The sequence below is a fragment of the Methanobacterium sp. genome (assembly GCA_016222945.1).
Lineage (GTDB): Archaea > Methanobacteriota > Methanobacteria > Methanobacteriales > Methanobacteriaceae > Methanobacterium_D.
In genome coordinates, this window is record JACRPY010000004.1 from 116,488 (window position 1) to 140,342 (window position 23,855).

Here is a 23,855-nt window from a genome sequence, read left to right on the forward strand (position 1 = left end):
ATATCAAACTAATAAATAACTATATGGTGAGATGATGGTTATAAAGAAAACCAAAAGTTTATGCCCTGAGTGTCTTGAAGTTATAGACGCTGAGGTTTACGAAAATAAAGATAAAATAATGATAAAAAAATATTGCAAAGAGCACGGTAATTTTGATAGTACTTATTGGGGCAGTGATAAACTTTACAGAGAAGCATCTGAATCCGATTTTAAAGGAGAAGGGATAGAAAATCCTCAAACATCTTCTAAAAATGATTGCCCATTAAATTGTGGTATCTGCCCTGATCATGAGAGTCAAACCATCCTTGGACTTATTGATGTAACAAACAGATGTAATTTAAAATGCCCAATTTGTTTTGCTAATGCCGCAGCTTCTAAAAGTTTATATGAACCTACTTATGAAGAAATAAGGCAAATGCTTATAACTTTACGCTCTAATGAGCCTGTAGCCGCGCCTGCAATTCAATATGCTGGTGGAGAACCTACAGTACGTAAAGATATTGTTGATCTAATCAAATTAGCAAAGGAAGAAGGGTTTTCCCATACTCAAATAGCTACAAATGGTTTAAGACTTGCTAGAAACCCGGAACTTGCCCGTGAATTAAAAGAAGCAGGATTAAACACAATTTATCTTCAATTTGATGGAATTAATGAAGATCCATATATTAAAATAAGAGGAAAAAATCTGCTTCCAACTAAGATTAAAGCCATTGAAAATTGTAGGAAAGTAGACTTAAATATAGTTCTTGTCCCTACAGTTGTTAAAGGGATAAATGATAGCCAAGTTGGAGATATAATAAGATTTGCAGTTGATAACATTGATATAATAAGGGGAGTGAACTTCCAGCCAGTTTCATTTGCAGGAAGAACTCCTTCTGATGAAGTAGAAGGACAACGTATAACTATCCCTGATTTCCAAAAATTAGTTGAAAAACAAATGGAATCTAAGATTAAAGTGGAAGATTTTTATCCAGCATCATCTGTTTTCCCAATTTCTGAGTTTATTGAAGCCATAGAAGGCGAAAAACAAGTTACATTTACTTGTCACCCTCACTGTGGTGCAGCAACATATGTTTTTGTTGATGGTGATGAAATCATTCCAATTACACAGTTTGTTGATGTAGAAAGATTCTTTAACCTCCTTTCTAAAACTGCTGGAGATATAAAAGATGGAGGAATAACAGGGAAAGCAAAAACTGTAGCAAGAGCAACTCTTGAACTTCCAAGGACCATAGATAGGTCAAAAGCACCAGAATCTGTGGACATTAAAAATATATTAACCTCTGTCTTTAAAGAAAGGTCTTACAGCGCCCTTGGAGATTTCCACCACAGTACTTTGCTTATAGCATGTATGCACTTCATGGATCCTTGGAATTTTGACCAGGATAGAGTTAGAAGGTGTGTAATACATTATGCTACTCCAGATGGCAGGATAATACCATTCTGTTCTATGAATGCCCTCTACAGAGAAGAAATCGAGAAGAAATTTGCTGTTCCTCTTAAAAAGGAAAAAATTTCCCAAAAAAATCCAGTTCCATCTTCTAACAAAACATAATGGGTCATTAAATTGCTTATTGAAACTCCATCAAGGCTCCATTTAACTTTAATAGACCTTAATGGATCCATTGGCAGGGTAGATGGCGGAGTTGGGCTCACCATTCAAAAACCACAGTTAATTATTGAAGCTGAGTCTGAAAATGAAGGTTTTAAAATAAAATTTGAAGAATCTAATTTAAGCCAAAAATTAATGGATGATTACAAGGATAAAATTAATAATTCAGCACTTAAAATGTCTGAATTTCTAAATATTGATTCTGGATTTAGATTCAAGGTTAAAAAAACATATCCTGCCCATTCAGGACTTGGATCAGGTACTCAGCTATCTCTTGCTGTAGCAAAACTAATATTAAAACTTCATGATAAGGACATGAATGCTCCACAAATAGCTAAAATTGTGGGAAGAGGTGGAACTTCAGGTATTGGAGTTAGAGCATTTGATTATGGAGGATTCATAATAGATGGCGGCCATAATCTGTCTGAAAAACCAGATTTTTTACCTTCATCAGCTTCAAACGCATCACCTGCACCATTAATAGCAAAATACAACTTTCCTGAGGAGTGGGATATTATCATGGCGATACCTAATGTTCCTGCAGGCGCATCTGGCCAAAAGGAAATAAATATTTTTCAAGAACACTGTCCAATTCCTATAGAAGAAGTACAGAAATTATCCCATGTTTTATTAATGAAAATGATGCCTGCAGTTGTTGAAAAAGATATCCATTCATTTGGTTGGGCAGTTAATAAAATTCAAGACATTGGATTTAAAAAAATAGAATTAGACTTTCAAGATCCCATAATTAATGAAATAATTGAAAATATGAGGTCTGAAGGAGCAGCAGGAGTAGGTATGAGTTCATTTGGACCAACAGTTTATGCAATAACAGATAACAATACAAAAAACATTTCTAAAGCAGCCCAAAATACTATGAAAGACGTTGGTGGCAAAGTAATTATCACTAAAGCCCAAAATAATGGGGTTAAACTTAAATAAATTAATTTAATGATTTATATGATGGAAAAAATACAAGGAAAAGTTTGGAAATTCGGAGACAACATAGATACTGATGTCATAATTCCTGGAAGATATCTAAGAACTTTCAGTTTAGATGACCTTGCAGCACATGTAATGGAAGGAATTGACCCTAATTTTTCTAAAAATGTTAAAAAAGGAGATATAATAGTAGCTGACTGGAATTTTGGATGCGGGTCATCAAGAGAACAAGCTCCAGTAGCTTTAAAACATGCAGGAGTTTCTGCGATTGTTGCAAAATCATTTGCCAGAATATTTTACAGAAATGCAATAAATATAGGATTACCTGTTATTGTTGCAGATATAGAATCCAATAATAATGATATTTTAAATATTGACTTGGAAGAAGGCATAATTAGAAATTTAAACTCAAAAAAAACAGTTAATATTCAACCATTTAAAGAATTCATGCTTGAAATTTTAAAAGATGAAGGATTAGTAAACCATTATCTCAAATCAAAAGATAAATAACTTTTTAGCCTAAATTACGCATTTTATCAAATTAATTTTAATTTAAATAGGTTAAAAGATGAATACATAATAAACTAGAATTTATATTAATTTATTAATTATTTAGGGGAAAATAAAATGAAATGTCCACAATGTAGTTGTGAAAACTACGAAATTTTAAAATCAAAGGGTAAACATTCAAAAGAACTTCTTTTGAAATGTGAAGAATGTGGTAATATCTACAGAGAAGTTATAACCCGAGAAAAACCGATAGAAATCAGAATTGTTATAAGTGAATTTGAATCTTCTAAAAAAGATTTTATAAAGCTCTATCCCGACGAAGAACTCCAGGTTGATGATATACTGGAAATTGAAGGGAAAGAAGTGGTAATTACATCAGTTGAAACAAAAAGAGGATCAAGAATCTATAGAAGTTTAGTATCTGATATAGAGACAATATGGGCCTCCTCACTTGATATTCCGGCAAGAGTCGGGATTTCAGTGGATTTTGGGGGAAGAGTTCTCTCAAAAAAGGTTGATGTAGACAGAGACTTTGAATTTAACATTGGAGATGTAATTAAACTTGGAAATCTTCTTTTAAAAATAAATTCATTAAAAACAATTGAAAGAAAGCTTAGAAGAGGATTTGCAAGGGCATCGGTAACTAAAAGAGTTTATGGAAAACCATTAGAAAGTGGAGTAAGATATAATTATGATTTAAGCTCTAAAATAGTACAAAGCCCTGAGAAGGAAGAGTAAGATATAATTATAATTTAAGTTCTAAAATAATATAATGGAAAAAAGAAAAAAGCTTGTTCAAACACTTTCAGATTATGGTTATATAAAAACAGAGAAAGTAATGAAAGCTATGATATCAGTTCCAAGAGAAGAGTTTTTACCAGCCTCAAACAGGTCTTATGCTTATGTAGATCAGCCGTTACCAATAGGTGAAGGCCAAACAATTTCAGCACCCCATATGGTGGCAATAATTTGCGAACAGCTAAAACTTGAAGAGAAAATGGAAGTTTTAGAAATTGGAACAGGTTATGGATACAATGCAGCAGTGGTTGCAGAGATTTTAGGGCCAAATGGACATGTTTATAGCATAGAACGTATCAGTTCACTTGCAAAAACTGCAAAAGAAAATCTTGAAAGAACAGGCTATGCTGATAGAGTAACAGTAATTTTAGGAGATGGAACTAAAGGATATAAAGAAAAAGCTCCCTTTGATAGGATATATGGGACTGCAAGTGCACCATCGGTACCAGAACCATTAAAAGAGCAACTTAAAATTGGTGGAATACTCTTAATTCCTGTAGGAACACAAGCATACTTTCAAGAACTTGTTTGTATTGTTAGGGAGTCAGAGAATAGATATAAAGAGAAAAATAAGGGCAGTGTTGCATTTGTTCCAATGATTGGTAAACATGGCTGGCCAGAAAAATAGGTTTATAATTTAAATAAATCTTATTTATAAATTAATTTTAGATATAATATTTTTATATAAAACTAATTTTATGATATATAACTCATTTAATTAATTTAACATTAAAATAACATTTTAAATTAAGGATTTAGATAAAATGAAGGTTTACATAGAAACATTTGGCTGCACATTTAACCAGGGAGATTCACAGATAATGGCAGGACTATTACAAGAAAAAAATGCCCAAATAGTGGAGAAACCAGAGAATGCAGATATAATAATAGTAAACACATGCTATGTTAAACATCCCACTGAACAAAAAGTTCTAAACAGGATAAAAAAGGTTCAAGAACAGTTTCCAAACAAAAAACTTATTATTTCAGGATGCATGGTGGAGATTGATCAAGATAAGTTGGAGAAGGCTGCACCAACTGCAGGATGGATTGGACCACGTCAAATTAAATCAACTGTGGATGTTGTAGAATCATGTTTTGAAGGGGAAAGTGCAAGGATCACTGGTCATGGAAATGATATAAAAGCAGGCCTCCCAAAAACACGTTTCGATCAAATGGTACATATATCGCAAATATGTGAAGGGTGCAATGGTAGATGTACCTACTGCTGTACGAGGTTTGCACGGGGAAAATTACAAAGCTACTTTTCAAATACAATAAAAAATGAAATTGAAGAAGCAATAAATGAGGGGTGTGTTGAAATCCAACTTACAGCCCAGGATACCGCTGCTTATGGAAAAGATACAGGGGAAACATTAGCTGAATTAATAAACAAAATTACATCTATTTCAGGTGATTTCAGATTAAGAATAGGGATGATGCACCCAAAAAGCATGATTGGCCATTTAGAAGAATTAATAGATGCTTTTAAACATAAAAACGTTTATAAATTTTTACACATCCCTATTCAAAGTGGTAATGACCAGGTATTAAATGATATGAACCGTGAACACACTGTAAATGAATTCAAAGATATAATTTCTAAATTCAAAAAAGAAATTCCTGAAATTTCCATAGCCACTGATGTTATAGTGGGTTATCCTACAGAAACTGATGAATCATTTGAAGATACATTAAATCTAATAAATGATATTAAACCAAATTTTATCCATATTTCAAAATACAGGCACAGGCCAATGACAATATCATCAACACTACCTGAAATCTCTTATGATGTGATGAAAAAGCGTTCTAAAGCGTTAAATGATTTAAAATCAAAAATATTGTATGAAAATAATTTGAGTGAAATTAGCAAAATTTATGAGATATTAATTACTGGAAAAGGTAGTAAAGGCGGTTATATTGGAAGAACAAACTTTTACAAGCCAGTAATAGTTGAAAATGCTCGAATTGGTAGTTTTGTAAATGTTAAAATAGAAAAAGCCACTTCTACATACTTAAAAGGCTCTATTTTGTAATTTAATTTATAAATATTCTTAATTTACTCTTTTTTTATCAATTATCTCTTGTCTTTAAAAGAGGGGACTTAATGTCAATTAAATGATATAACTTACTACTTTTTCTTAAAGGGTTAATATAAACTTTTTGATTTTTTTCTAATAGTAAAAGTAATAATATATGTAAATACTATCAGAATTAGTGATGTTATGCCGTACATTATCTGTGAAAGTTGTGGTGGATATTATAAACTACAGGAAAACGAATCATTAGATGAATTTGAACAATGTCAATGTGGAGGATCCTTGAGCTATGCAGAATCCGCCCATGAATTGTTAAATAAGAATAAAAGCACAATTAAATGTCCAGGATGTGGTAGGGAATCTGATGAAGGAGTATTTTGCCCATATTGTGGAAATATATTGGATAAAAAAGAAAGCACAAGATACAATGAGAATTTCTTATTCCACAAAATAGAAGCTAAATCACCAAAAACACTTTTTGGAGGCAGGAAAGTAACCAGTACCGATCCAAAAGACTGGTTTATTAGGGACCGACTTAGAGTGAATACTAATGGTAATTATTTTAGGGAAGAAGTACATTCTTCATTTGATCGTCATGAAAATGGAGGTCCAGGTATAATCCATTCATGGAATCCTGTTATTTTAATTCAAGATATAGCAAGCGGCCATGAAAACAGCTTTATAAATTTATTAAAAACTAAAATTAACATCATAGCGGGATATCTATTTTATTTATTTTCAGCAGTGTCAGCATACATCCTTTTTGGAAATGATGGATTCCAATTAACAGTAGCGTCTGCGCTTATTGCAGGTATAATAACATCATTTTTTGCAAATAATAGAGAAATTTCAGATATATTCTTTGACGTGATGGTTTTAGCAGGACTTTGCATTTTAACTCCAATTATAGTAACATTCATAGCATTAAGATATTCAATAACCAATGTTCCTGGCAGTGACTTAACATCGATTAGATTAATCTTAATATTGCTATTTTACGGTGGAACAGCAATTATTGGAGGAATTATAGGGAATTTTATCAGAAAAAATGAATAAAAAACAGCTTAAATTATTTAATTAGTTATATTCTCTTTAATAAAAATCAGAAAATATTATTTACAAAAATTAGGGAGCAGTGCGTAAAATATGTCGATTATTGGATGCGATAGATGCGGCGGACACTATGAACTGGAAGAAGGGGAATCACTGGAAGATTTTGAAAGTTGTCAGTGTGGCGGAAACTTAAATTATGTAGATTTTAAAAGACAGACTTTTAAAGGGAAAAAACAAATCCAATGTCATGTATGTGGATTATCACATGAAAAGAGGGCAGTGATATGTTCTAAATGTGGCACTATCCTAAGAAGAGGATCAAATCATTATTCACGTGGAAGACATGATTATACTCATGTTTTAGAGCAAGGTGGACAAAAAGGTCTTTATGACCGAGTAGAATTTTGGGGAATTGCATCAGGCGTTATATTTTTTATAGTTACCCAAATACTGAGCAATATATTCATTTTTGGAGGACTATTAAGACTGGCAACTCAAAATTCAAATGAATCAGCCATATTTGCATTTTTTAGTGGATCTCTATTAGTATCTGTTAGTATAATGATATTATCTGGATTTATAGCTGTAACTACAATAAAAACTGATGATTACATATCTGGAGTAATAAACGGAGGCCTTGTAGGAGCTTTTATAGGGCTTTTTGCTGGAACGCTGGCTTTAGTCTTCATAACATTCTTTGCAGGAATATTAGGCTATGAAAATGCAGGAATTATAATGGGATTAATAGGATTAGTGGGAGACATAGTAATTTACGGGGCCTTAACGGCTTTTGGAGGAGTAGCTGCTACTTATGTGAGGCGACACACTTCACTAATCTAAATTTTAAAAATAGATCTATTAATGAAGTCTTATTATTGATTTTCATTAAAAATAAATCTTTTTATTTTTTTCTAATAGTAAATAACATTATTATTTTAAAAGAATATTAAATCGTGATTATATGTCTTATGTAGTATGTGAAAAATGCGGTGGTTACTACGAATTAGAGGAAGGGGAATCTCCTCATGATTTTGATCTATGTCAATGTGGTGGTAACTTAGAATATATGGATGGAATACATCAAGAAAGCGAAAAAGAAGATAAACCTAAACTCCTCTGTTCAAATTGTCTTGAAGAAAACTTTGATGGTATATATTGTTCTAAATGTGGTGGAAAATTAATTGCAGTAAAAAATGGTAAAGCAATAAGTAATATTAATTTTGATGAATCGAAAGAGTTAGAAAAATTATCTAGAAATGCTTCTAAGAAAGATAAAAAGGACGTTACTGTTTATAAAGAATCTGCTGATATATTTGAAAGGATAAACTGGTTAGGAGTTCTGGCAGGGGTTGGATTTTTCATTATTAGCGTATTTCTATCTGCGTTCATTTTAGTGTTTTCTTCTTTTAGTAGCAGTTCTTATGGATATCCTGACTATTCTGAATTTATATTTGCATTTATGGCCCTTATTCTACTGGGATTATTTTTAGCAATAATTTCTGGTGGTTTAGCAGCTTACATAAGTAAAAGTAGAGATTATGTTGATGGATTAATAAACGGATTTTTAGTAGGTCTAATTTTTTCAGTCATTTTAGGGATTTTTGGAGGAATTCTATCCATATTTGTAGGAATTGTTGTATATGGGGCATTAACGGCAGTTGGTGGAGCAATAGGGATATTTTTAAGGAATAAATTTGTTGATTAGAACTTTTCAGTTTAATTTAAAAGTGATTTTATGAGTTATATTATCTGTGATAAATGTGGAGGATATTATGAATTAAAGGAAGGGGAGTCTCCTGATGAATTTGATTCATGCCAGTGCGGCGGAAAACTAAGATATGCCAATTATTTATATGGGAAATCTTATGATTCTAACGAATCAGAAAATAAAATAAAAGAAAAGATTTCGGGTTTTTGGAATAAACAAAATAGAAATGGTAAAATTGTACTTATTCTTTTGGGATTATTTTTAGTAGTTTCATCTACATTAGGGGTTTTAGGTAAAATTTACCCAGATACGTCTACTGCACAGGGTTATTTAGATTATCATAATGAAAAAATTAGTGAATCTACAGAAATATTGAAGGATATACTTCAAAACCAAAAAGATTATGCTTCGTATCAAATTTCTGAAGATGAAGTAGTGCAGCGCCTAAATATCGATAAGCAAAAGACAGATGTTTTAGTACATGATTTAGAAACTATTAAAGTTCCTTTACAATATAAAAAGCATCGAAATCTTGTAGTTTCATCCCTAAAAGATGATTCTGCAGCCACAGCAACATTAATTGATGCAATTAAGAATCACGATCCTGTGGCTTATGATACATCAGTTTCATTAAGGAGAAGCGCTCTGGATAAGATGGAACAGGCAGTAGCTGAACTTAAAAGGATAAACAACATAAAATAGTGATAAAATGCCTTATTTAATCTGTGAAAAATGCAGTGGATGTTACGAGCTTCAAAAAGGAGAATCTCCTGATGATCATCAAAACCTATCAAAATCTTCGATTTTGATGCAGCAAAAACAAAGTTTTTGCAAGCTTCGATTTTGGGACCCCGGAAACGGAGTTTCCGAGGGTTTTGAAGTATGTCAATGCGGTGGAAAATTAAAATATTATGAAACTATGTATGATTATGTTAATTTTGATATTTATCACCGAAAAAACCCAGTATCACATAAAGAAGAATTAAATCAGGAATTAAATATGTATGGTGCATGGAAAAAAAGTGAAAGAGAATATAAGCACCAACAATATGAGATAAACAGGCATAACTTCTTTTCTGAAAATTTTGTTACTAACTCAGGTTTCATTACGCTAACGTTTGCTATAGTTCCTCTTTTTTTTGGAACATGTTATTCTAACTGGATTTTCTATTTAATTTCAGGAATTTTCTTTATTATGAGTCTAACCTACTTTTTTCTTAATAATATAGAAGATAAACTTCGAAACAGTTATTTTCAAAAAATATTTATATTTACGGGCATCATTTTTGGTTTAACTGCATTATATTTGTTAACACTCCTATTAAATAAAGAATTTATCTATGATTTATTTGAACCTGCTGTATATAATAGGGGAGGTTTTATAATGGCCTACATTTCTTCTCTTGCATTTTCGTCATATTTAAGCTATTTATTTTTCAAGAATTCTCTAATGGAGGAACGCATCGATTTACTGAATTCAGAGGACAGAGAAACCTTATACCTAGGTTATTATCCTTTGATTTTCATGTTTTTCCTTATTATGATAGTGGGAATGGGACTTACTATTTGGAGTAAATACACTCATCACATTGGCTAATTAAAATTTAAGTCAGTTATTACTGTATTTATTTGTGAAAAATGTTTGAAACGCTACAAAATCAACTTATGAATTTAAAAAAATCTTTTTAAAAAATTGTTCGTAAAGATAATCAAAACGTTGGAATTTGAAAATATTTAACTTATCTTCTCCAAGAAATCTTTTTACTCAATTTATCCATTTTTCGAGCTTCTCTAATGTTTTTTTCAATGTTACCATCTTCTAGAATTATAGAACCTTCATATCCACAGTTCTTACATTTCCATGTACCACTGCCTTCATAAATTTGTTCATATTTTATTCTATTGGATTTACATTGAGGACAGAAATTTTTTTTCGCCATGATTTTTCTCCAAAATAATATTACCATTCATGTAATAAATCTTTTTATCATAGCTTAAAAACAGTTATTTTTGGGGAAAATATAATTAATTGATTTAAAAAAGAGTTATTCTAGAAAAGTAAGTGCCGTGGGCCGGACTTGAACCAGCGACATCCAGATCTTCAGTCTGGCGTTCTCCCAACTGAACTACCACGGCAAATGGGCCGGACGAGATTCGAACTCGTGATCACCTCCGTGTCAGGGAGGTATCATACCCCTAGCTTAATTTTTTTTGAAAAATACTAAAATAACAGAAATGTTTCTGATTTTTAAGTATTGGAGTTTAATTTGTATAAATTGTGCCATGTACTTTAATTTATAAATTTTTAGCACTAAAATGTATATTAATTTAAAATTGATAATTAATAAATTTAAAATAGATATTAGGTAATTTTTGCTCATTTTAGAGATATTTGGAGTATGTTTGGCGATAATTCAACTAAAAATTGTGTCATAAATTTTATATAGTATCAAAATAACTTATTAAGTGGATAGAATGCACTTAGGAGGTTTCAATATGGATACAGAACCGATAAAAACAACAGTAAGTGAGCTTTTGAAGGTCTTAGCTACTGAAAATGTAATAGGTGAGACAATAGAAACTGAGGACAAACTTCTCATTCCTATTACAAAATTTGGAATGGCATTTGGAGCTGGAAGTGGTGAAGGCCAGGGGCCGGCAAATCAAGGCGGAGGTCAAGGAAGTGCTGCTGGAGGGGGTGCAGGTATGGAGCCAATAGCCATGGTAGCAGTATTTAAAGGAGTAAAAGGTCCAGAAGGAGTCAGAATAATGCACTTAACTCCGCCAAATCCGATTGGAAGGGCTGTAGCTGAAGTAATGCCTGCAGTAATTGATCTAATGAAAGAAGGTAAAGAAACAGTTAAAGATCTGAGGGAAGAAAAAGAGCCAGAAGAAACAAAAAAAGTAAAATAGTTAATTGATTAATTACAGGAATATTTGAAAAAATTCAGAGTGGATCTAATTGCTCATAGTGACCACCATAATTCTTATTTTTTTGTTAATTGTACTTTGTATTTTGGTGGCTCCCTTCCATATACATCTAAATCTATATAACAATGGCTTTAAGATTCATGGAACTGTAAAATTAAAATGGCTTAAACTTAAATTGATTCAAAGGAAGATACCTCCTAAAAAAAAGGGCAAAGAAAAGAGAAAATCTAAGAAGAAAACAGAAGAAAAAACTAAGTTTGATATCAAAAGTATTCCTAAACTCTTTTCACTTTTTATAGAAGCATGGCCTCATATAAAACGTGTTTTAAGTGCATTTTTAAAATCAACTTCTTTTGAAAAACTTAATTTAAATTTAATTATGGGAACAGGGGATCCTTTCCATACGGCAATAATAAGTGGTTATTTGTATGCATTCGCTCCAATGGTAAATATTATCCCAAAAGCACACTTTTTTTTAGAAACTGATTTTATAAAACCGCGATTTGATGGACATATTGAAATTGAAATAAAAATAAGACTTTTAAGAATTGTTTTTGAAGTTGTGAGGGCTTATACCAAAAAACCGGTAAGACAACTTATTAAATCTCTTAATGAGATGAGGAGTTAAATAATGGGAGAAAATGGAATTTTTCAAAAGATTGAAAGAAGCAGAGTATTAGGTAAAGCTATCAAAACTCATGACAGAATATTTTATCCTGTAATTCAAATTTCAATTGTAAAAATTAATGAAAATGATATTAAAGGGTTAGAAATAGTTCCTGTTGCTTTTGTTGTTGAAGAAGACTCAAAAAAACGTGTTATTTCTTTAACTGATGATGAAATTGATTTTGAAGATATTGCGGAATTAATAACTGAATATTGATATTTCTTTGAGTTTATTTTGAATGTACTCAATGAATTAAATTTAGTTAAATATTAATATTATTTTTAATATAATCATAATAGTAATGATTTTTAAATTGTATTAGTAGTTATGAGCTAACAAGAAGGCTAATAATGGATTTCAATATTCGATCAGAAAGAAATTTTTATGAAATCATATTAATGATATTTCTTTTAGTAATTTGTTGTTTATTAACATATTATTTTCATTTTATACTTAAAACAAGCATTATTTTTACTCATTTTTTCTATATTCCCATTATTTTAGCTACAGTCTGGTGGAAATATCGAGGTTTGATTATCCCTGCTTTTTTAGCAGTAATTCTGATTTTTAGTCATTTTATGTCAGGGGGAGGGCAAGTTTCCTTAAATGAGGATTACATCAGAGTAGTAATGTTCATGATTATAGGAACTGTAGTTGCTTATTTAAGTGAAAGAATTGCAAAAACAGAAAAAACACTTTCTGATAGTGAAGAAAAATTCCGAGGAGTATTTAATCAAGTTAATGATATTATTACATTAATTGAATTAAAGGAAGACGGTCAGGCGGGCAATTATGTAGAGGTCAATGATGTGGCTTTGAAGACTTTAGGTTACAGTCTTGATGAATTTCTTCAAATGACTCCAGCAGATATTGGTAAGAAAGGCGAATTTACTCGAGATAAAGTAAATACTCTTTTAAATGAGGGTAAGGTAACATTTGAAAGGACTTATATAACTAAAGATGGTCATGAAATTCCTGTTGAAGTAAATTCTCATATTTTCACTTTTAAAGGTAAAAAAATGGCTCTTTCTGTAGCTAGAGATATAAGTGAAAGAAAAAAAGCAGAAGAAGAATTAAAAAGCTCTAAAAAACGTTTTGAAATACTATTTGAATATGCTCCTGATGCATATTATCTCAATGATATTAAAGGCAATTTTGTTGATGGAAATAAAGCTGCAGAAAAACTTACTGGATTTTCTAAGGAAGAATTAATTGGAAAAAATTTACTCGAATTGAAATTATTAGCTGGTGAAGAATTATCCAGAGCAGCTAAAATGCTGGAAAAAAGTGTTCAAGGAATTTCTATGGGTCCTGCTGAATTTATTTTCTACAATAAGTCCGGTAAAGAGATAAATGTGGAAATTATTGTATCTCCTGTGGAAATTGAAGGGCAAAAATTATTTTTAGTTTTGGCCAGGGACATTACTGATCGTAAACATGCAGAAGAATCATTTAAAAAGATTAGCTATCAAAATAAACTTGTTTTAGACTCTGTTGGTGAGGGAATATATGGTGTTGATAAAACGGGTATTATTACATTTTTCAATTCATTTGCAGAAAAAACCACAGGATTCTCTTTGGATGAAGCTATTGGAAAAAATTCGCATGATTTAATGCATCACACAAAATCAGATGGAACTCCATTTCCTTTAGAAGAATGTACAGTACATAATTTAAGCCTTTTAAAAGGCGAGAGTAAAATGGTAACAAATGAACTGTTCTGGAGAAAAGATGGATCCAGTTTCCCTGTAGAGTATATTACCACACCAATTATTGAATCGGGAGAAATTCAAGGCGCAGTAGTGATATTCCATGATATTTCTGATAGAATAGAAATGGAAAGTGCCCTAAAAGATAGTGAGGAAAGGTTCAGGGAAGTATTTAATGAAGTAAATGATATTATTACTTTAATTGAGTTGGAGAAAGATGGTAGGGCTGGTAATTATATTGAGGTCAATGATGTGGCTTTGAAGACTTTAGGTTACAGTCTTGATGAGTTTCTTCAAATGACTCCAGCAGATATTGGTAAAAAAGGAGAAGTTACTCGAGATAAAGTAAATACTCTTTTAAATGAGGGTAAGGTAACATTTGAGAGGACTTATATAACTAAAGATGGTCATGAAGTTCCTGTTGAAATAAATTCTCATATATTCACCTTTAAAGGTAAAAAGGTGGCATTATCTGTAGCTAGAGATATAAGTGAAAGAAAAAAAGCAGAAGACCAAACAAGAATTGAGCATCAAAAGCTTTTAGATATAATTGAGTTTTTACCAGATGCTACATTTGTAATCGATAATGATAAAAAAGTAATTGCATGGAATAAAGCAATTGAAGATATGACTGGTGTTTCTAAGGATAAAATTATGGGTAAAGGTAATTATGAGTATTCATTACCTTTCTATGGTTATAGAAGACCAATTCTGATTGATCTAATTTTTTCAGATGCAACAGAAGTAGAACTCAAATATGATTACATAAAAAGAAAAGAAGATACTTTATATACTGAAATCTTTGTAAATAATCTGTTTGATGGAAAAGGTGCTTATCTATTTGGAAAAGCTTCCCCACTTTATGATGGTAAATGGAACATTATTGGTGCTATTGAAACAATTCGTGATATATCAGAGAATAAAAAAGCTGAAGATGCATTAAAAGAAAGTGAAGAGAAGTTTCGTGAGCTATTTAACAGTGCAAATGATATGATCAGCTTAAATTATATGGAAAAGGATGGTTCACCTGGTAAATTTATTGAAATAAACGATGCAGGATGCGAGAGGTTAGATTATACAAAGGATGAATTTTTAAATATGACTCCAAAGGACATAGTTGCTCCTGAAAAACTTGCAGAAATGCCCCAAAATGCTGAAAAACTTAGAAAAAAAGGATATGCAGAATATGAGATGGTTCATTTAACTAAAGATGGAAGAAAAATCCCGGTAGAAGTTAATAATCACCTTTTTAAATTTAAAGAAAAAACAGTTGCGCTTGCGATCTCCCGTGACATTACTGATAGAAAAGAAGCTGAAAAAGTAATAATTGCCAGTGAAAATAGATATAGGACTTTATTTGAAATATCTCCAGAATATATTGTTTTATTATCTGCAGAAGGTATGGTTTTAGATATAAATAATACTGTACAGGAGTTAACTGGATTTAAAAAAGATGAAATTATTGGAATGCCATTTATGGAATTGGATACAACCTATAAAGACGATGTTTCATTTTACAATCAATTAATAGTTGATTTAATGAGTGGAAAAGAAGTTGATCCATTTGAAACCAAAATGATTGATAAAGAAGGTAAAACACATATTTTAAAAGTCTATGCCAAAAAGTTCAAATTGGAAGATCATGAAGGAATTTTAACTGTGGCAGATGATATAACCACCATAAAAGAGGTGGAAAATGAACTTAAACTATCACTCAAAGAAAAAGAAATGCTTTTAAAGGAAATCCATCATCGAGTAAAAAATAATTTAATGGTTATTTCCAGTCTTTTAAACCTCCAATCTCAATATATAAAAGATAAAGAAGCTCTTGGCATTTTCAAGGAAAGCCAAAGCCGTGCAAAGTCTATGGCTCTTATTCATGAACGTTTATATCGGTCAACGGATTTAAAACGGATAGACTTTGGAGAGTATATTAGAACATTGACAACAGATCTTTTCAGGACATATGTGCCAGATGCTAGTCTTATAAAACTTATTATGGACGTTGAAAATATAATGCTAGATATAAATACGTCAGTTCCTCTTGGTTTAATAGTTAATGAGCTTGTATCAAATTCTATGAAGCATGCATTCCCGGATAAGATGAAAGGAGAGATTGAAGTTGATTTTAAACTTCAAGGAGACAATTTCATGCTTTCTGTAGCTGATAATGGAGTAGGTTTCCCTGAAAATATTGATTTTAAAAACACAGATTCATTAGGTTTACAGTTAGTAAATAGCTTAGTTAGTCAAATAGATGGTGAAATTAATCTTGATAAAGAAAATGGAAGTAAATTCACCGTGTTATTTAAAGAATATAAAAATAAATAATCATTTTGATAATTTCCTATTAAATTCAAGTGTATCAGGCCAGGTGTTAATACAATGGATTTTAACAGGAATATTTTTTATTCTGCTTTTAATCTGAGCTTTTTCCACGCAATTGTGGGGGACTATAATATGGAAATCCAAACCTGGTTTTGAAGATAAAATTTTCCATTTCTGTTCATTTCTAGAAGATAGAATATTAGCACTGTTTTCAAATTCAATAAGAACAATCTTGTTTATTTCCTTAAATGCAAATATATTTGGAGCATAACTTCTATATTTTGTAGGTATTCTGTTTGAACTTCTATTTTGATGAGGTTTAAAGTTTGTTTTTACACAATAACCTTCTTTTTGGAGTTTATTTACAATGGATGTAACTACATTTCTTGGAATAGCTTCTGTTTTATTATTGTTAATATATGCAACCATTTAACATCCCTTGCCCTTTTTATATATTTTTTACTTTGAAGAAATTTATTTTTATCACATAGTTTTATTTTATAAACATTGTATATAAATATTTAGATTTTACTGTTAATAATTTCTTTTTTTTCGATTATTATAGAACAATATATGGAAAATATTTCTTTTTGATAACATAATGATAATTTATAAAAATCTGGTATATTTTTATTAAAAAGTTATATATTATTTGATTATATTTAATATTACTGAACATTGTTCATATATATTTGGGATATTTACAATTAATCAATCATTTTTGGCAATAATATTGAAAATGTTTATATACTTGTATTGACAATTTATTATTATAATTAGATAATGCACAAAAATTATGGACATATTTTAATAAATGGGATGATATGATGGAAAAACTAAAGGATGAAATTGTAAAAATGCGATATATGATCCTTGTAAAAAAGGGTTTGATTGAAAATAAATATGAAAACCGAAGTAACATGTCAAAAATCGTTGAAGAATACGAAAATCAGTTTATTCCTGGAACTGTTCTATTAAGTGATAAAGCTGGATATAAATTAAGGATTGAATATCCTATGGAATAGAATTATTATATCAAAATAGTGTTTTTAATGACTAAGTTGAATTTATCTATCCGTTATATGATAACCAGCCTTCCAGCCCGTGTTATAGCATATTTTTCAAAAAATCGTGATTTTTCTACCAATCCCATATCCATGAGTCCTGCTAAATGTTTATATACCATTGCACGAGATATATCTGCATTTTTTCCAATTTCAGCTGCACTTAAATCTTCATAAGATAAAAATTCCAGAATTTTTTGTCTTGTATTTGATATATCTAATTTTAAAACAGGAATTCTTATGATTTTATCATTATAACAGCTGAAAATAGCATTTACACTTTCTTTATTTGCAACAAAATTAAGTAAAGAACCTAAACTCTCTCCGCCATAAGCAATAAAGATTTCGCCATGTTTTTTAGCACCCTTTATAATTTCTGATATTCTTTTACATATTTCTATCGGATCTTCTGTCTCTATTATAATTTCTCCACCCTTAATGAATTTATCTAGCTCTGTTTTTCTATGATGTTTTCCACTTAGTATAATAACACCTTCAGCTTGGGTTTCCATTGATGCATTGAACAAGCATTGGCCTTTTAGGTTGGTAATTAGGGTTCTCATTCTTTTCACCGTTAAATAATTACTAATTTCATTATTTAGATCATATTTATTATAGTCTCACTTAAGTATTGATCGTTCAACTATGAATGTTGCATAGATAAAAAAGTTTATTTAGGCAAGAAATTTATCTTAAAATAAAAATGAATAATTGGAGGACAAATTAATGGCTGATGCAGTAATATCAAATGAAGAATTGTCTACACGTCAGGTGAATACTGGAATTAAAAATGAAATAACTAACGAAAACCATCATTTAGAGATAGAAGTACCTACAAAACTGAATTCTATAGCGGTTGGACTTAAAGATGGAATAAAAATAACTTTAAAAGGAGATGTCGGTGATTTTGTAGGAGCATTAAATGATGGTGCAACAATAGAAATCGAAGGCAATGCTGGAAGATATGTGGGTAACAATATGACTGCCGGAGAAATCGTTGTTAATGGTTCAGCAGAAGATGGTGTGGGTTTTGGAATTTACGAAGGAACTGTTGTTGTTCATGGAAATGCAGGTAATGGAATAGCACAGTTAAATAAAGGAGGATTAATTGTTATTGATGGAGATATTGGGAATTTAGCGGGTCTTTACATGTTAAGCGGAGATATTATTGTTACAGGTAACACTGGTATTGATACTGGAGATTGGATGATTGGTGGTACCATTTATGTTGGAGGGGCCTATAAAATAGGAACTAACGCTGAAATTCGCGAAATGGGCGCCGAAGATAAGCAAAAACTCAAAAAAATATTTGATATGTATAAAATAGAAGCAGATATTAATGATTTTACTAAAATAGAACCTAACAAATTAAGACCATTCTACGGGTGATGAAAAATGAAACAAATTCTTTTAACAAATCCAGAAGATTGTGATGGATGTAACGAGTGTATAGATGCTTGCAGTAAAGTTAATGGCGATAGCGGATTATTTTTACATAAAATGACCAAGGGATACCAGGCAACTGTCTGTCAGCAGTGCATTAATCCATCATGTATTAAAGGATGCTTCAGAGATGCAATCTACCGTGAAAATGGTGTTGTAAAAATCAATGATGATCTATGTATAGGCTGCAGATTATGTGTCTTAATGTGCCCTATTGGAAGTATAACTTATACTGAGGACATAATGCTAAAATGTGAGCAACAATGTGCTGAATCCAATGGAGGAAAGCTTGCATGTGTTGATGTATGCGAACCTAAATGCTTAAAAGCAGTAGATGTAAAAGATATAGCTACAGGAATCCAGCAGGGATTTGAAATGAACGGATCATCAGCTGAATCATCATTAGCTCCTCGTGCGGCTTCAGACCTTGCAAATGCCACACAGGGGCTTTGTGTATTTTGTGGAACATGTGAAATTGTCTGTCCAACAGATGCAATTGAAATAGTGGATAATCATGCAGAAATAGATAAATCAAGATGTATAATGTGCGGTTCATGTTTTGCTGCATGTCCTGTGTTAATACCTAGTGGTGCAGGAAGTATCTGGGATCCAAGGACCATTGCAGATATAAGATACACATCAAAAGCCGGAAAATATGTGCTTAGAGGTTTTGGAACAGAAAGACGCCTTCCAAGTTTTGATGATATTATAATTTTACCTGCTCAAGCTTCAGTTGCTCCTGTAGATAAATATAGGGAGGCATGTAACACAGGAGTTACTCTTGGAACTCGGTATGCGAAAGAACCACTGGTTTTAGATACTCCTGTTTTAATTGCAGGAATGTCATTTGGTGCATTAAGTAAGGAATGTAAAGTAGCATTTGCTAAAGGTACATCACTTGTGGGATCAGCTGCAAACACAGGTGAAGGTGGAATGCTTCCTGAAGAGAGAGAAGAAGCAGATAAATTGGTTGTACAATATTCATCAGGTAGATTTGGAGTTTCAGCTGATTATTTAAACGCTGGAGATGCTATTGAAGTAAAAATAGGACAGGGAGCGAAACCAGGTATGGGAGGACACCTTCTTGCAGAGAAAGTCAGCCCTGAAGTAGCTCAAATAAGAGGTATACCTATTGGTACTGATGCATTAAGCCCCTGTAGATTCTTAGATGCAACCAAGGAGGGAGACTTAGCCAAGCACATTGAACTAATAAGAGAAGTAACTAACTGGCGTGTTCCAATAATAGTTAAGTTAGGGCCTGGAAGAGTTGATGAAGATGTCAAAATCGCTGCAGAAGTAGGGGCGGACATAATTTCAGTTGACGGAATGGAAGGTGGAACCGGAGCAGCTCCTGAAGTAGTTATAGAACATACAGGAGTCCCAACACTTGCTTCACTTGTTCAGGCGGTAAATGGTCTAGAAGAAATCGGAATGAAGGATAAAGTAGACCTTATAATTACTGGAGGAATAAGAAGCGGTGCAGATGTGGCTAAAGCTATGGCTATGGGTGCTGATGCGGCATACATAGGTACGGGAGCAATGATAGCAGCAGGATGTCGTGCCTGTCGTATGTGCTACACAGGTAAATGTCCAGTAGGTGTTGCTACTCAAGATCCAGTTTTAAGAGAAAGATGTAATGTAGACATAGCTGCTGAAAGGGTTGGAAATTATATCAAGTCCATGACGGAAGAAACTAAGATGCTTGCACAACTTGCTGGACACAATGATATACGTAACTTCTCGCCAGAAGATTTAAGGGCGCTTGACACTAACACCGAAGCAATAACAGGACTTAGGCTTATAGGTAAATAAAATAAATTATTTTTTATTTTTCCCTCTTTTTAAGGGATAATCTGAATCACGGATAAAAATAAAAAAAATAGTTTTAGAATAGTTTATTTACTTATTCTATTTTTTTAAACTCTGTTTTAGGTGCACCGCATATTTCACAAATTTCTGGCGCTTCTTTTGCAACTGTATTTCCACAGAAGTTGCATACATAATAAACAGATTCTACATTGTTCCCAATATTTTCTAAAGCTTCTTTATAAAGTCCTGCGTGAATTTCTTCTACTTTATTTGCAACATCAAAGCTCCATAAAGCTCCTTGTTCTTTTTCTGCTTTGGCTTGTTCTATAAATGCAGGATACATTTCTGTAAATTCTTCAACTTCTCCAGCTATTGCTTCTTTGAGATTTTCTTCTGTACTGTTTATTCCTTTAAGGAATTTAAGATGGTTATGCGCATGGACTGTTTCAGCATAAGCTGCAGCTCTAAATAGTCTTGCAATCTGTAAAAATCCTTCTTCTTCTGCTTTCTTAGCAAATGCTAAATATTTTCTATTTGCCTGTGATTCACCGGCGAAAGCTTCTTTTAAATTATCTGTTGTGCTCATTTAAATGGCCTCCATGATCAGTTAATTATCATATTTATTTAAATACAATTTTTCTATTTATTTTTTACTATTTTAAAAATATAATTTAATTCAGTTTTTATTTGATGTTTAAAAATTCAAAATATGAAATTTACAATTTAAGAAGATAAAATTCGAACAAATAAAATTAATCATTTTTAAATTAAAAACAATAAGATATCTACTTAAATGAGAAAAAAATATATACTAATTTTTATAAACAAAAAAAGGAAAAAATTAGGCTGTTTTAACAGCCATTTCGATGTCTTCAGCTTTGACAGTTTTCCTACCGGCGTGTTTTGCAAGCTCTACAGCTTTCTTTGCAATTTCATCACCTTTTTCTTCTAAGGATTTTGCTAAAGCTTCCTTTGCATCGTCACTTATTCTTTGAGCACCAGCATTTTTTATGATTCTTCCAACTGGAGCAATTGGTAATTCAGCCATAATTTCACCTCCTAATTTAGCTTTGCATCTATAATATTTAAACTTATCGATTTTCATAGTGTGTTGAGCTATGGTCAACTCCTTGCAGTTTCATTAAATGAGCATATGATTTATATGAATATTTCAAGATGACAGAACAATATTGGAATATTGTGATCACTGAACTTTGAAAATATGCTTTGACTTTTATCGGGATATAATATTGAAGACAGCTTGTAGTAGTGAAATCAGTTATGGTCAAATACCAAAACTTTTAAGGTATTGAAATTTTATATGAATTCGCATGTTTGACAAGATGAGCATCGATCCTCAAATAAGAGAAATACTCAAAAAAGCCATGGACGAAGAAATTTCCACTGAAGAAGCAGGAAAATTAATGGAAACACAGGGAAAAGACTTTCAGGCACTAATCCTAACTGCAGATTTGCTAAGAGAAAAATTGGTTGGAAATAAGATTACATACATCCCTAACTGGAACATTAATTTCACAGATATCTGTACTGGAACGTGTGGCTTTTGTGCATTTAAAAAGAACACTAATGATGAAGGTGCATATTTTTTGGATATTGATGAAATAGTAAGAAGGGCAAAAAAAGCTGCTGATGAAGGAGCAGTGGAGGTTTGTATCCAGGGAGGGCTTCATGAAGATATTGATGCTTATTTTTATAGAGACATTCTTCTAAATGTCAAAAAAGAAGTTCCAGACATTCATATTCACGCATTTTCTCCAATGGAAATATTTTATGGAGCTTCAAAGGCAGATCTGGAAATAGAAGAGACGCTTAAAATGTTAAAAGATGCAGGGTTAGGATCCATGCCAGGAACTGCTGCTGAAATTTTAAATGATGATATAAGAAAAATTATATGTCCTGGGAAGCTTTCCACCTCTCAATGGATTGATGTTATTGAAACAGCACATAAAACAGGAGTTCCAACAACATGCACTATGATGTATGGGCATGTGGAAAATATAAGTCATAGGGTGGAACATCTGGAGATTTTAAGGAATATACAGAAAAAAACAGGAGGATTTACAGAATTTGTGCCATTGTCATTCATGCATAAAAATGCTCCAATTTTTAAAGAAGGTATTTCAAATCCCGGAACAACAGGAACAGAAGATTTGAAACTTTACGCAGTTTCAAGATTAATGTTTAGGGATTTAATAAAAAATATACAGGTTTCGTGGGTTAAATTAGGATTTAAATTTGCCCAAATATGTCTTATGGCAGGTACCAATGATTTAGGTGGTACTTTGGGAGAAGAGAATATATCTCGATCTGCTGGAGCATCATACGGTGTTTATACACCTCCTAGTGAGTTAGAAAGAGTGATAAAGGATATTGGAAGAGTACCTGCCTGTAGAAATACTTTGTATACTGAAATTAATTCATTATGATCATTTAAATTATATTCGGGGGAATTATATTAATGGTAGAAGTAAAAGGAAAAAATAAGAAATCAGTTGGAATTTTAACCTTTGATGGTAATGTACTTGAAATTTTTGGTTTTGCACATAAACATGCATCACGTAGAATTCATGTAGATCAAATTGTGGGTTTAATAAAAGAAAATAATGGCTTGACAATTGGATTTGGAGAGGGAATCATATCAATTTTTTATACTGAAGGCTGTGAAAATATAGATGAATTGATTAACGCTATTATATCTGCTTCCAATAATCATGATTTAATTGTTAAATAAGTATATATAATATTTATAATTTTTTTATTATTATTTTATCTCCATCTCGAGCTGCTTTAATAACTTCTAAATTGTCTTTAATCTCGCCAATATGGTTTACATCTGATGCAGGCTGTGAATCACCATAAAAAACACAGAAAGCATTTCCTGGTGGCCAGTAAGAGATATCACCACATTTAGATTCTCCTGATGGATTTTCATAATCTAAATCTATTGGAATGTTAAAATAAATTTCTTCTAAGTAAATATTTACATTTCCTTCAAGGGGTAACTGTTCATAAATTTTTGCAGATGTTTCTGGATTTCTGTTATCTAATTCTCCAGTTGCTTTTCCTTTACCTACTACTTCTATTTCAATTTTCATTTAGTTCACCTCAAAAATATAATTAAATATATTTATACATTGAAAAATAATTATTTCTGTTTATAAATCTGAATAAAAAATATAGAAAGTGTAAATACTCTTTTTTACAAATAAACAGATAAT

Annotated in this window: 26 protein-coding genes and 1 tRNA gene; 20 read left to right on the forward strand and 7 right to left on the reverse strand. The window is 31.5% G+C overall.

The annotated features are described in order from the left end of the window. The first annotated feature begins 34 nt into the window (after window positions 1-34). The 11 genes from HZC47_06510 to HZC47_06560 all read left to right on the forward strand — a co-directional run bounded on the left by HZC47_06510 (window position 35) and on the right by HZC47_06560 (window position 10,262). Window positions 35-1,555 (forward strand): radical SAM protein, encoded by a 1,521-nt coding sequence (locus HZC47_06510; protein ID MBI5680523.1) that lies wholly within the window; start codon window positions 35-37, stop codon window positions 1,553-1,555. 12 nt (window positions 1,556-1,567) lie between these two features. After that, window positions 1,568-2,554 carry a hypothetical protein gene (locus HZC47_06515; protein MBI5680524.1) on the forward strand — a complete coding sequence of 329 codons (987 nt, stop codon included), beginning with the start codon at window positions 1,568-1,570 and terminating at the stop codon, window positions 2,552-2,554. A gap of 21 nt (window positions 2,555-2,575) precedes the next feature. Further along, window positions 2,576-3,064 carry a 3-isopropylmalate dehydratase small subunit gene (locus tag HZC47_06520; GenBank protein ID MBI5680525.1) on the forward strand — a complete coding sequence of 163 codons (489 nt, stop codon included), beginning with the start codon at window positions 2,576-2,578 and terminating at the stop codon, window positions 3,062-3,064. Window positions 3,065-3,181: 117 nt separating this feature from the next. After that, window positions 3,182-3,802 (forward strand): hypothetical protein, encoded by a 621-nt coding sequence (locus HZC47_06525; GenBank protein ID MBI5680526.1) that lies wholly within the window; start codon window positions 3,182-3,184, stop codon window positions 3,800-3,802. 31 nt (window positions 3,803-3,833) lie between these two features. Then, window positions 3,834-4,490, forward strand: coding sequence for a protein-L-isoaspartate O-methyltransferase (locus tag HZC47_06530; GenBank protein MBI5680527.1), 657 nt, complete (start codon window positions 3,834-3,836; stop codon window positions 4,488-4,490). A gap of 136 nt (window positions 4,491-4,626) precedes the next feature. Next, on the forward strand, window positions 4,627-5,901 hold the full coding sequence (locus HZC47_06535; GenBank protein ID MBI5680528.1) for a tRNA (N(6)-L-threonylcarbamoyladenosine(37)-C(2))-methylthiotransferase: 1,275 nt from the start codon (window positions 4,627-4,629) through the stop codon (window positions 5,899-5,901). A gap of 189 nt (window positions 5,902-6,090) precedes the next feature. Further along, window positions 6,091-6,960 carry a hypothetical protein gene (locus HZC47_06540; GenBank protein ID MBI5680529.1) on the forward strand — a complete coding sequence of 290 codons (870 nt, stop codon included), beginning with the start codon at window positions 6,091-6,093 and terminating at the stop codon, window positions 6,958-6,960. 90 nt (window positions 6,961-7,050) lie between these two features. Further along, window positions 7,051-7,797 carry a hypothetical protein gene (locus HZC47_06545; GenBank protein ID MBI5680530.1) on the forward strand — a complete coding sequence of 249 codons (747 nt, stop codon included), beginning with the start codon at window positions 7,051-7,053 and terminating at the stop codon, window positions 7,795-7,797. A gap of 121 nt (window positions 7,798-7,918) precedes the next feature. Beyond that, the gene (locus tag HZC47_06550) at window positions 7,919-8,662 is read left to right on the forward strand and encodes a hypothetical protein (GenBank protein MBI5680531.1); all 744 of its coding nucleotides are present in this window, start codon (window positions 7,919-7,921) and stop codon (window positions 8,660-8,662) included. 30 nt (window positions 8,663-8,692) lie between these two features. Next, on the forward strand, window positions 8,693-9,367 hold the full coding sequence (locus tag HZC47_06555; GenBank protein MBI5680532.1) for a hypothetical protein: 675 nt from the start codon (window positions 8,693-8,695) through the stop codon (window positions 9,365-9,367). Window positions 9,368-9,374: 7 nt separating this feature from the next. Next, window positions 9,375-10,262: a hypothetical protein gene (locus HZC47_06560; GenBank protein ID MBI5680533.1), complete on the forward strand. Its 888-nt coding sequence runs from the start codon at window positions 9,375-9,377 to the stop codon at window positions 10,260-10,262. Between the two features lie 142 nt (window positions 10,263-10,404). Here the strand turns inward: HZC47_06560 and HZC47_06565 are convergent, their stop codons facing one another. Both HZC47_06565 and HZC47_06570 read right to left on the reverse strand, forming a co-directional pair. After that, window positions 10,405-10,605 (reverse strand): hypothetical protein, encoded by a 201-nt coding sequence (locus tag HZC47_06565; GenBank protein ID MBI5680534.1) that lies wholly within the window; start codon window positions 10,603-10,605, stop codon window positions 10,405-10,407. A 123-nt stretch (window positions 10,606-10,728) separates the two neighbouring features. Further along, window positions 10,729-10,801: transfer RNA gene (locus tag HZC47_06570), tRNA-Phe, on the reverse strand. A gap of 360 nt (window positions 10,802-11,161) precedes the next feature. Here HZC47_06570 and HZC47_06575 point away from each other — a divergent pair. The 4 genes from HZC47_06575 to HZC47_06590 all read left to right on the forward strand — a co-directional run bounded on the left by HZC47_06575 (window position 11,162) and on the right by HZC47_06590 (window position 16,303). Then, complete coding sequence (locus tag HZC47_06575; protein ID MBI5680535.1) at window positions 11,162-11,578, forward strand: sporulation protein; 417 nt, start codon at window positions 11,162-11,164, stop codon at window positions 11,576-11,578. 49 nt (window positions 11,579-11,627) lie between these two features. Beyond that, window positions 11,628-12,224 carry a DUF2953 domain-containing protein gene (locus HZC47_06580; GenBank protein MBI5680536.1) on the forward strand — a complete coding sequence of 199 codons (597 nt, stop codon included), beginning with the start codon at window positions 11,628-11,630 and terminating at the stop codon, window positions 12,222-12,224. A 3-nt stretch (window positions 12,225-12,227) separates the two neighbouring features. Then, window positions 12,228-12,479 (forward strand): hypothetical protein, encoded by a 252-nt coding sequence (locus tag HZC47_06585; GenBank protein ID MBI5680537.1) that lies wholly within the window; start codon window positions 12,228-12,230, stop codon window positions 12,477-12,479. 362 nt (window positions 12,480-12,841) lie between these two features. Continuing rightward, window positions 12,842-16,303 carry a PAS domain S-box protein gene (locus HZC47_06590; protein MBI5680538.1) on the forward strand — a complete coding sequence of 1,154 codons (3,462 nt, stop codon included), beginning with the start codon at window positions 12,842-12,844 and terminating at the stop codon, window positions 16,301-16,303. Here HZC47_06590 and HZC47_06595 read toward each other — a convergent pair whose 3' ends face one another. Beyond that, the gene (locus tag HZC47_06595; GenBank protein MBI5680539.1) at window positions 16,304-16,729 is read right to left on the reverse strand and encodes a hypothetical protein; all 426 of its coding nucleotides are present in this window, start codon (window positions 16,727-16,729) and stop codon (window positions 16,304-16,306) included. Between the two features lie 398 nt (window positions 16,730-17,127). Between HZC47_06595 and HZC47_06600 the strand changes: the two genes are divergently transcribed. Then, on the forward strand, window positions 17,128-17,325 hold the full coding sequence (locus HZC47_06600; GenBank protein MBI5680540.1) for a hypothetical protein: 198 nt from the start codon (window positions 17,128-17,130) through the stop codon (window positions 17,323-17,325). A 53-nt stretch (window positions 17,326-17,378) separates the two neighbouring features. On the opposite strand, the gene HZC47_06605 is transcribed toward HZC47_06600, so the two are convergent. Beyond that, entirely contained in the window at window positions 17,379-17,927 is a 549-nt protein-coding gene (locus HZC47_06605) for an ArsR family transcriptional regulator (GenBank protein ID MBI5680541.1), read from the reverse strand. A gap of 163 nt (window positions 17,928-18,090) precedes the next feature. Between HZC47_06605 and HZC47_06610 the strand changes: the two genes are divergently transcribed. Both HZC47_06610 and HZC47_06615 read left to right on the forward strand, forming a co-directional pair. Next, a complete protein-coding gene (locus tag HZC47_06610; protein MBI5680542.1) occupies window positions 18,091-18,753 on the forward strand; it encodes a tributyrin esterase in 663 nt (220 codons plus the stop codon). A gap of 6 nt (window positions 18,754-18,759) precedes the next feature. Next, a complete protein-coding gene (locus HZC47_06615; protein ID MBI5680543.1) occupies window positions 18,760-20,619 on the forward strand; it encodes a 4Fe-4S binding protein in 1,860 nt (619 codons plus the stop codon). Window positions 20,620-20,710: 91 nt separating this feature from the next. On the opposite strand, the gene HZC47_06620 is transcribed toward HZC47_06615, so the two are convergent. After that, window positions 20,711-21,202, reverse strand: a complete 492-nt coding sequence (locus tag HZC47_06620; protein MBI5680544.1) for a rubrerythrin family protein — start codon at window positions 21,200-21,202, stop codon at window positions 20,711-20,713. A gap of 255 nt (window positions 21,203-21,457) precedes the next feature. After that, on the reverse strand, window positions 21,458-21,664 hold the full coding sequence (locus HZC47_06625) for a histone family protein (protein ID MBI5680545.1): 207 nt from the start codon (window positions 21,662-21,664) through the stop codon (window positions 21,458-21,460). A gap of 283 nt (window positions 21,665-21,947) precedes the next feature. On the opposite strand from HZC47_06625, the gene cofH reads away from it, so the two are divergent. Both cofH and HZC47_06635 read left to right on the forward strand, forming a co-directional pair. Further along, a complete protein-coding gene (gene cofH / locus HZC47_06630; protein ID MBI5680546.1) occupies window positions 21,948-23,063 on the forward strand; it encodes a 5-amino-6-(D-ribitylamino)uracil--L-tyrosine 4-hydroxyphenyl transferase CofH in 1,116 nt (371 codons plus the stop codon). A gap of 32 nt (window positions 23,064-23,095) precedes the next feature. Further along, a complete protein-coding gene (locus HZC47_06635) occupies window positions 23,096-23,368 on the forward strand; it encodes a hypothetical protein (GenBank protein ID MBI5680547.1) in 273 nt (90 codons plus the stop codon). Between the two features lie 13 nt (window positions 23,369-23,381). On the opposite strand, the gene HZC47_06640 is transcribed toward HZC47_06635, so the two are convergent. Further along, window positions 23,382-23,732 (reverse strand): hypothetical protein, encoded by a 351-nt coding sequence (locus tag HZC47_06640; protein MBI5680548.1) that lies wholly within the window; start codon window positions 23,730-23,732, stop codon window positions 23,382-23,384. Between the last annotated feature and the right edge of the window lie 123 nt (window positions 23,733-23,855).

What these genes read in the sequence shown, in the direction of transcription:
- HZC47_06510 (MBI5680523.1), top strand. Translation starts at nt 35, where the DNA reads ATGGTTATAAAGAAAACCAAAAGTTTATGCCCTGAGTGTCTTGAAGTT.
- HZC47_06520 (MBI5680525.1), top strand. Translation starts at nt 2,576, where the DNA reads ATGGAAAAAATACAAGGAAAAGTTTGGAAATTCGGAGACAACATAGAT.
- HZC47_06525 (MBI5680526.1), top strand. Translation starts at nt 3,182, where the DNA reads ATGAAATGTCCACAATGTAGTTGTGAAAACTACGAAATTTTAAAATCA.
- HZC47_06535 (MBI5680528.1), top strand. Translation starts at nt 4,627, where the DNA reads ATGAAGGTTTACATAGAAACATTTGGCTGCACATTTAACCAGGGAGAT.
- HZC47_06540 (MBI5680529.1), top strand. Translation starts at nt 6,091, where the DNA reads ATGCCGTACATTATCTGTGAAAGTTGTGGTGGATATTATAAACTACAG.
- HZC47_06545 (MBI5680530.1), top strand. Translation starts at nt 7,051, where the DNA reads ATGTCGATTATTGGATGCGATAGATGCGGCGGACACTATGAACTGGAA.
- HZC47_06550 (MBI5680531.1), top strand. Translation starts at nt 7,919, where the DNA reads ATGTCTTATGTAGTATGTGAAAAATGCGGTGGTTACTACGAATTAGAG.
- HZC47_06555 (MBI5680532.1), top strand. Translation starts at nt 8,693, where the DNA reads ATGAGTTATATTATCTGTGATAAATGTGGAGGATATTATGAATTAAAG.
- HZC47_06560 (MBI5680533.1), top strand. Translation starts at nt 9,375, where the DNA reads ATGCCTTATTTAATCTGTGAAAAATGCAGTGGATGTTACGAGCTTCAA.
- HZC47_06565 (MBI5680534.1), bottom strand. Translation starts at nt 10,605, where the DNA reads ATGGCGAAAAAAAATTTCTGTCCTCAATGTAAATCCAATAGAATAAAA.
- HZC47_06575 (MBI5680535.1), top strand. Translation starts at nt 11,162, where the DNA reads ATGGATACAGAACCGATAAAAACAACAGTAAGTGAGCTTTTGAAGGTC.
- HZC47_06585 (MBI5680537.1), top strand. Translation starts at nt 12,228, where the DNA reads ATGGGAGAAAATGGAATTTTTCAAAAGATTGAAAGAAGCAGAGTATTA.
- HZC47_06590 (MBI5680538.1), top strand. Translation starts at nt 12,842, where the DNA reads ATGTCAGGGGGAGGGCAAGTTTCCTTAAATGAGGATTACATCAGAGTA.
- HZC47_06595 (MBI5680539.1), bottom strand. Translation starts at nt 16,729, where the DNA reads ATGGTTGCATATATTAACAATAATAAAACAGAAGCTATTCCAAGAAAT.
- HZC47_06600 (MBI5680540.1), top strand. Translation starts at nt 17,128, where the DNA reads ATGGAAAAACTAAAGGATGAAATTGTAAAAATGCGATATATGATCCTT.
- HZC47_06605 (MBI5680541.1), bottom strand. Translation starts at nt 17,927, where the DNA reads ATGAGAACCCTAATTACCAACCTAAAAGGCCAATGCTTGTTCAATGCA.
- HZC47_06610 (MBI5680542.1), top strand. Translation starts at nt 18,091, where the DNA reads ATGGCTGATGCAGTAATATCAAATGAAGAATTGTCTACACGTCAGGTG.
- HZC47_06615 (MBI5680543.1), top strand. Translation starts at nt 18,760, where the DNA reads ATGAAACAAATTCTTTTAACAAATCCAGAAGATTGTGATGGATGTAAC.
- HZC47_06620 (MBI5680544.1), bottom strand. Translation starts at nt 21,202, where the DNA reads ATGAGCACAACAGATAATTTAAAAGAAGCTTTCGCCGGTGAATCACAG.
- HZC47_06625 (MBI5680545.1), bottom strand. Translation starts at nt 21,664, where the DNA reads ATGGCTGAATTACCAATTGCTCCAGTTGGAAGAATCATAAAAAATGCT.
- cofH (MBI5680546.1), top strand. Translation starts at nt 21,948, where the DNA reads ATGTTTGACAAGATGAGCATCGATCCTCAAATAAGAGAAATACTCAAA.
- HZC47_06635 (MBI5680547.1), top strand. Translation starts at nt 23,096, where the DNA reads ATGGTAGAAGTAAAAGGAAAAAATAAGAAATCAGTTGGAATTTTAACC.
- HZC47_06640 (MBI5680548.1), bottom strand. Translation starts at nt 23,732, where the DNA reads ATGAAAATTGAAATAGAAGTAGTAGGTAAAGGAAAAGCAACTGGAGAA.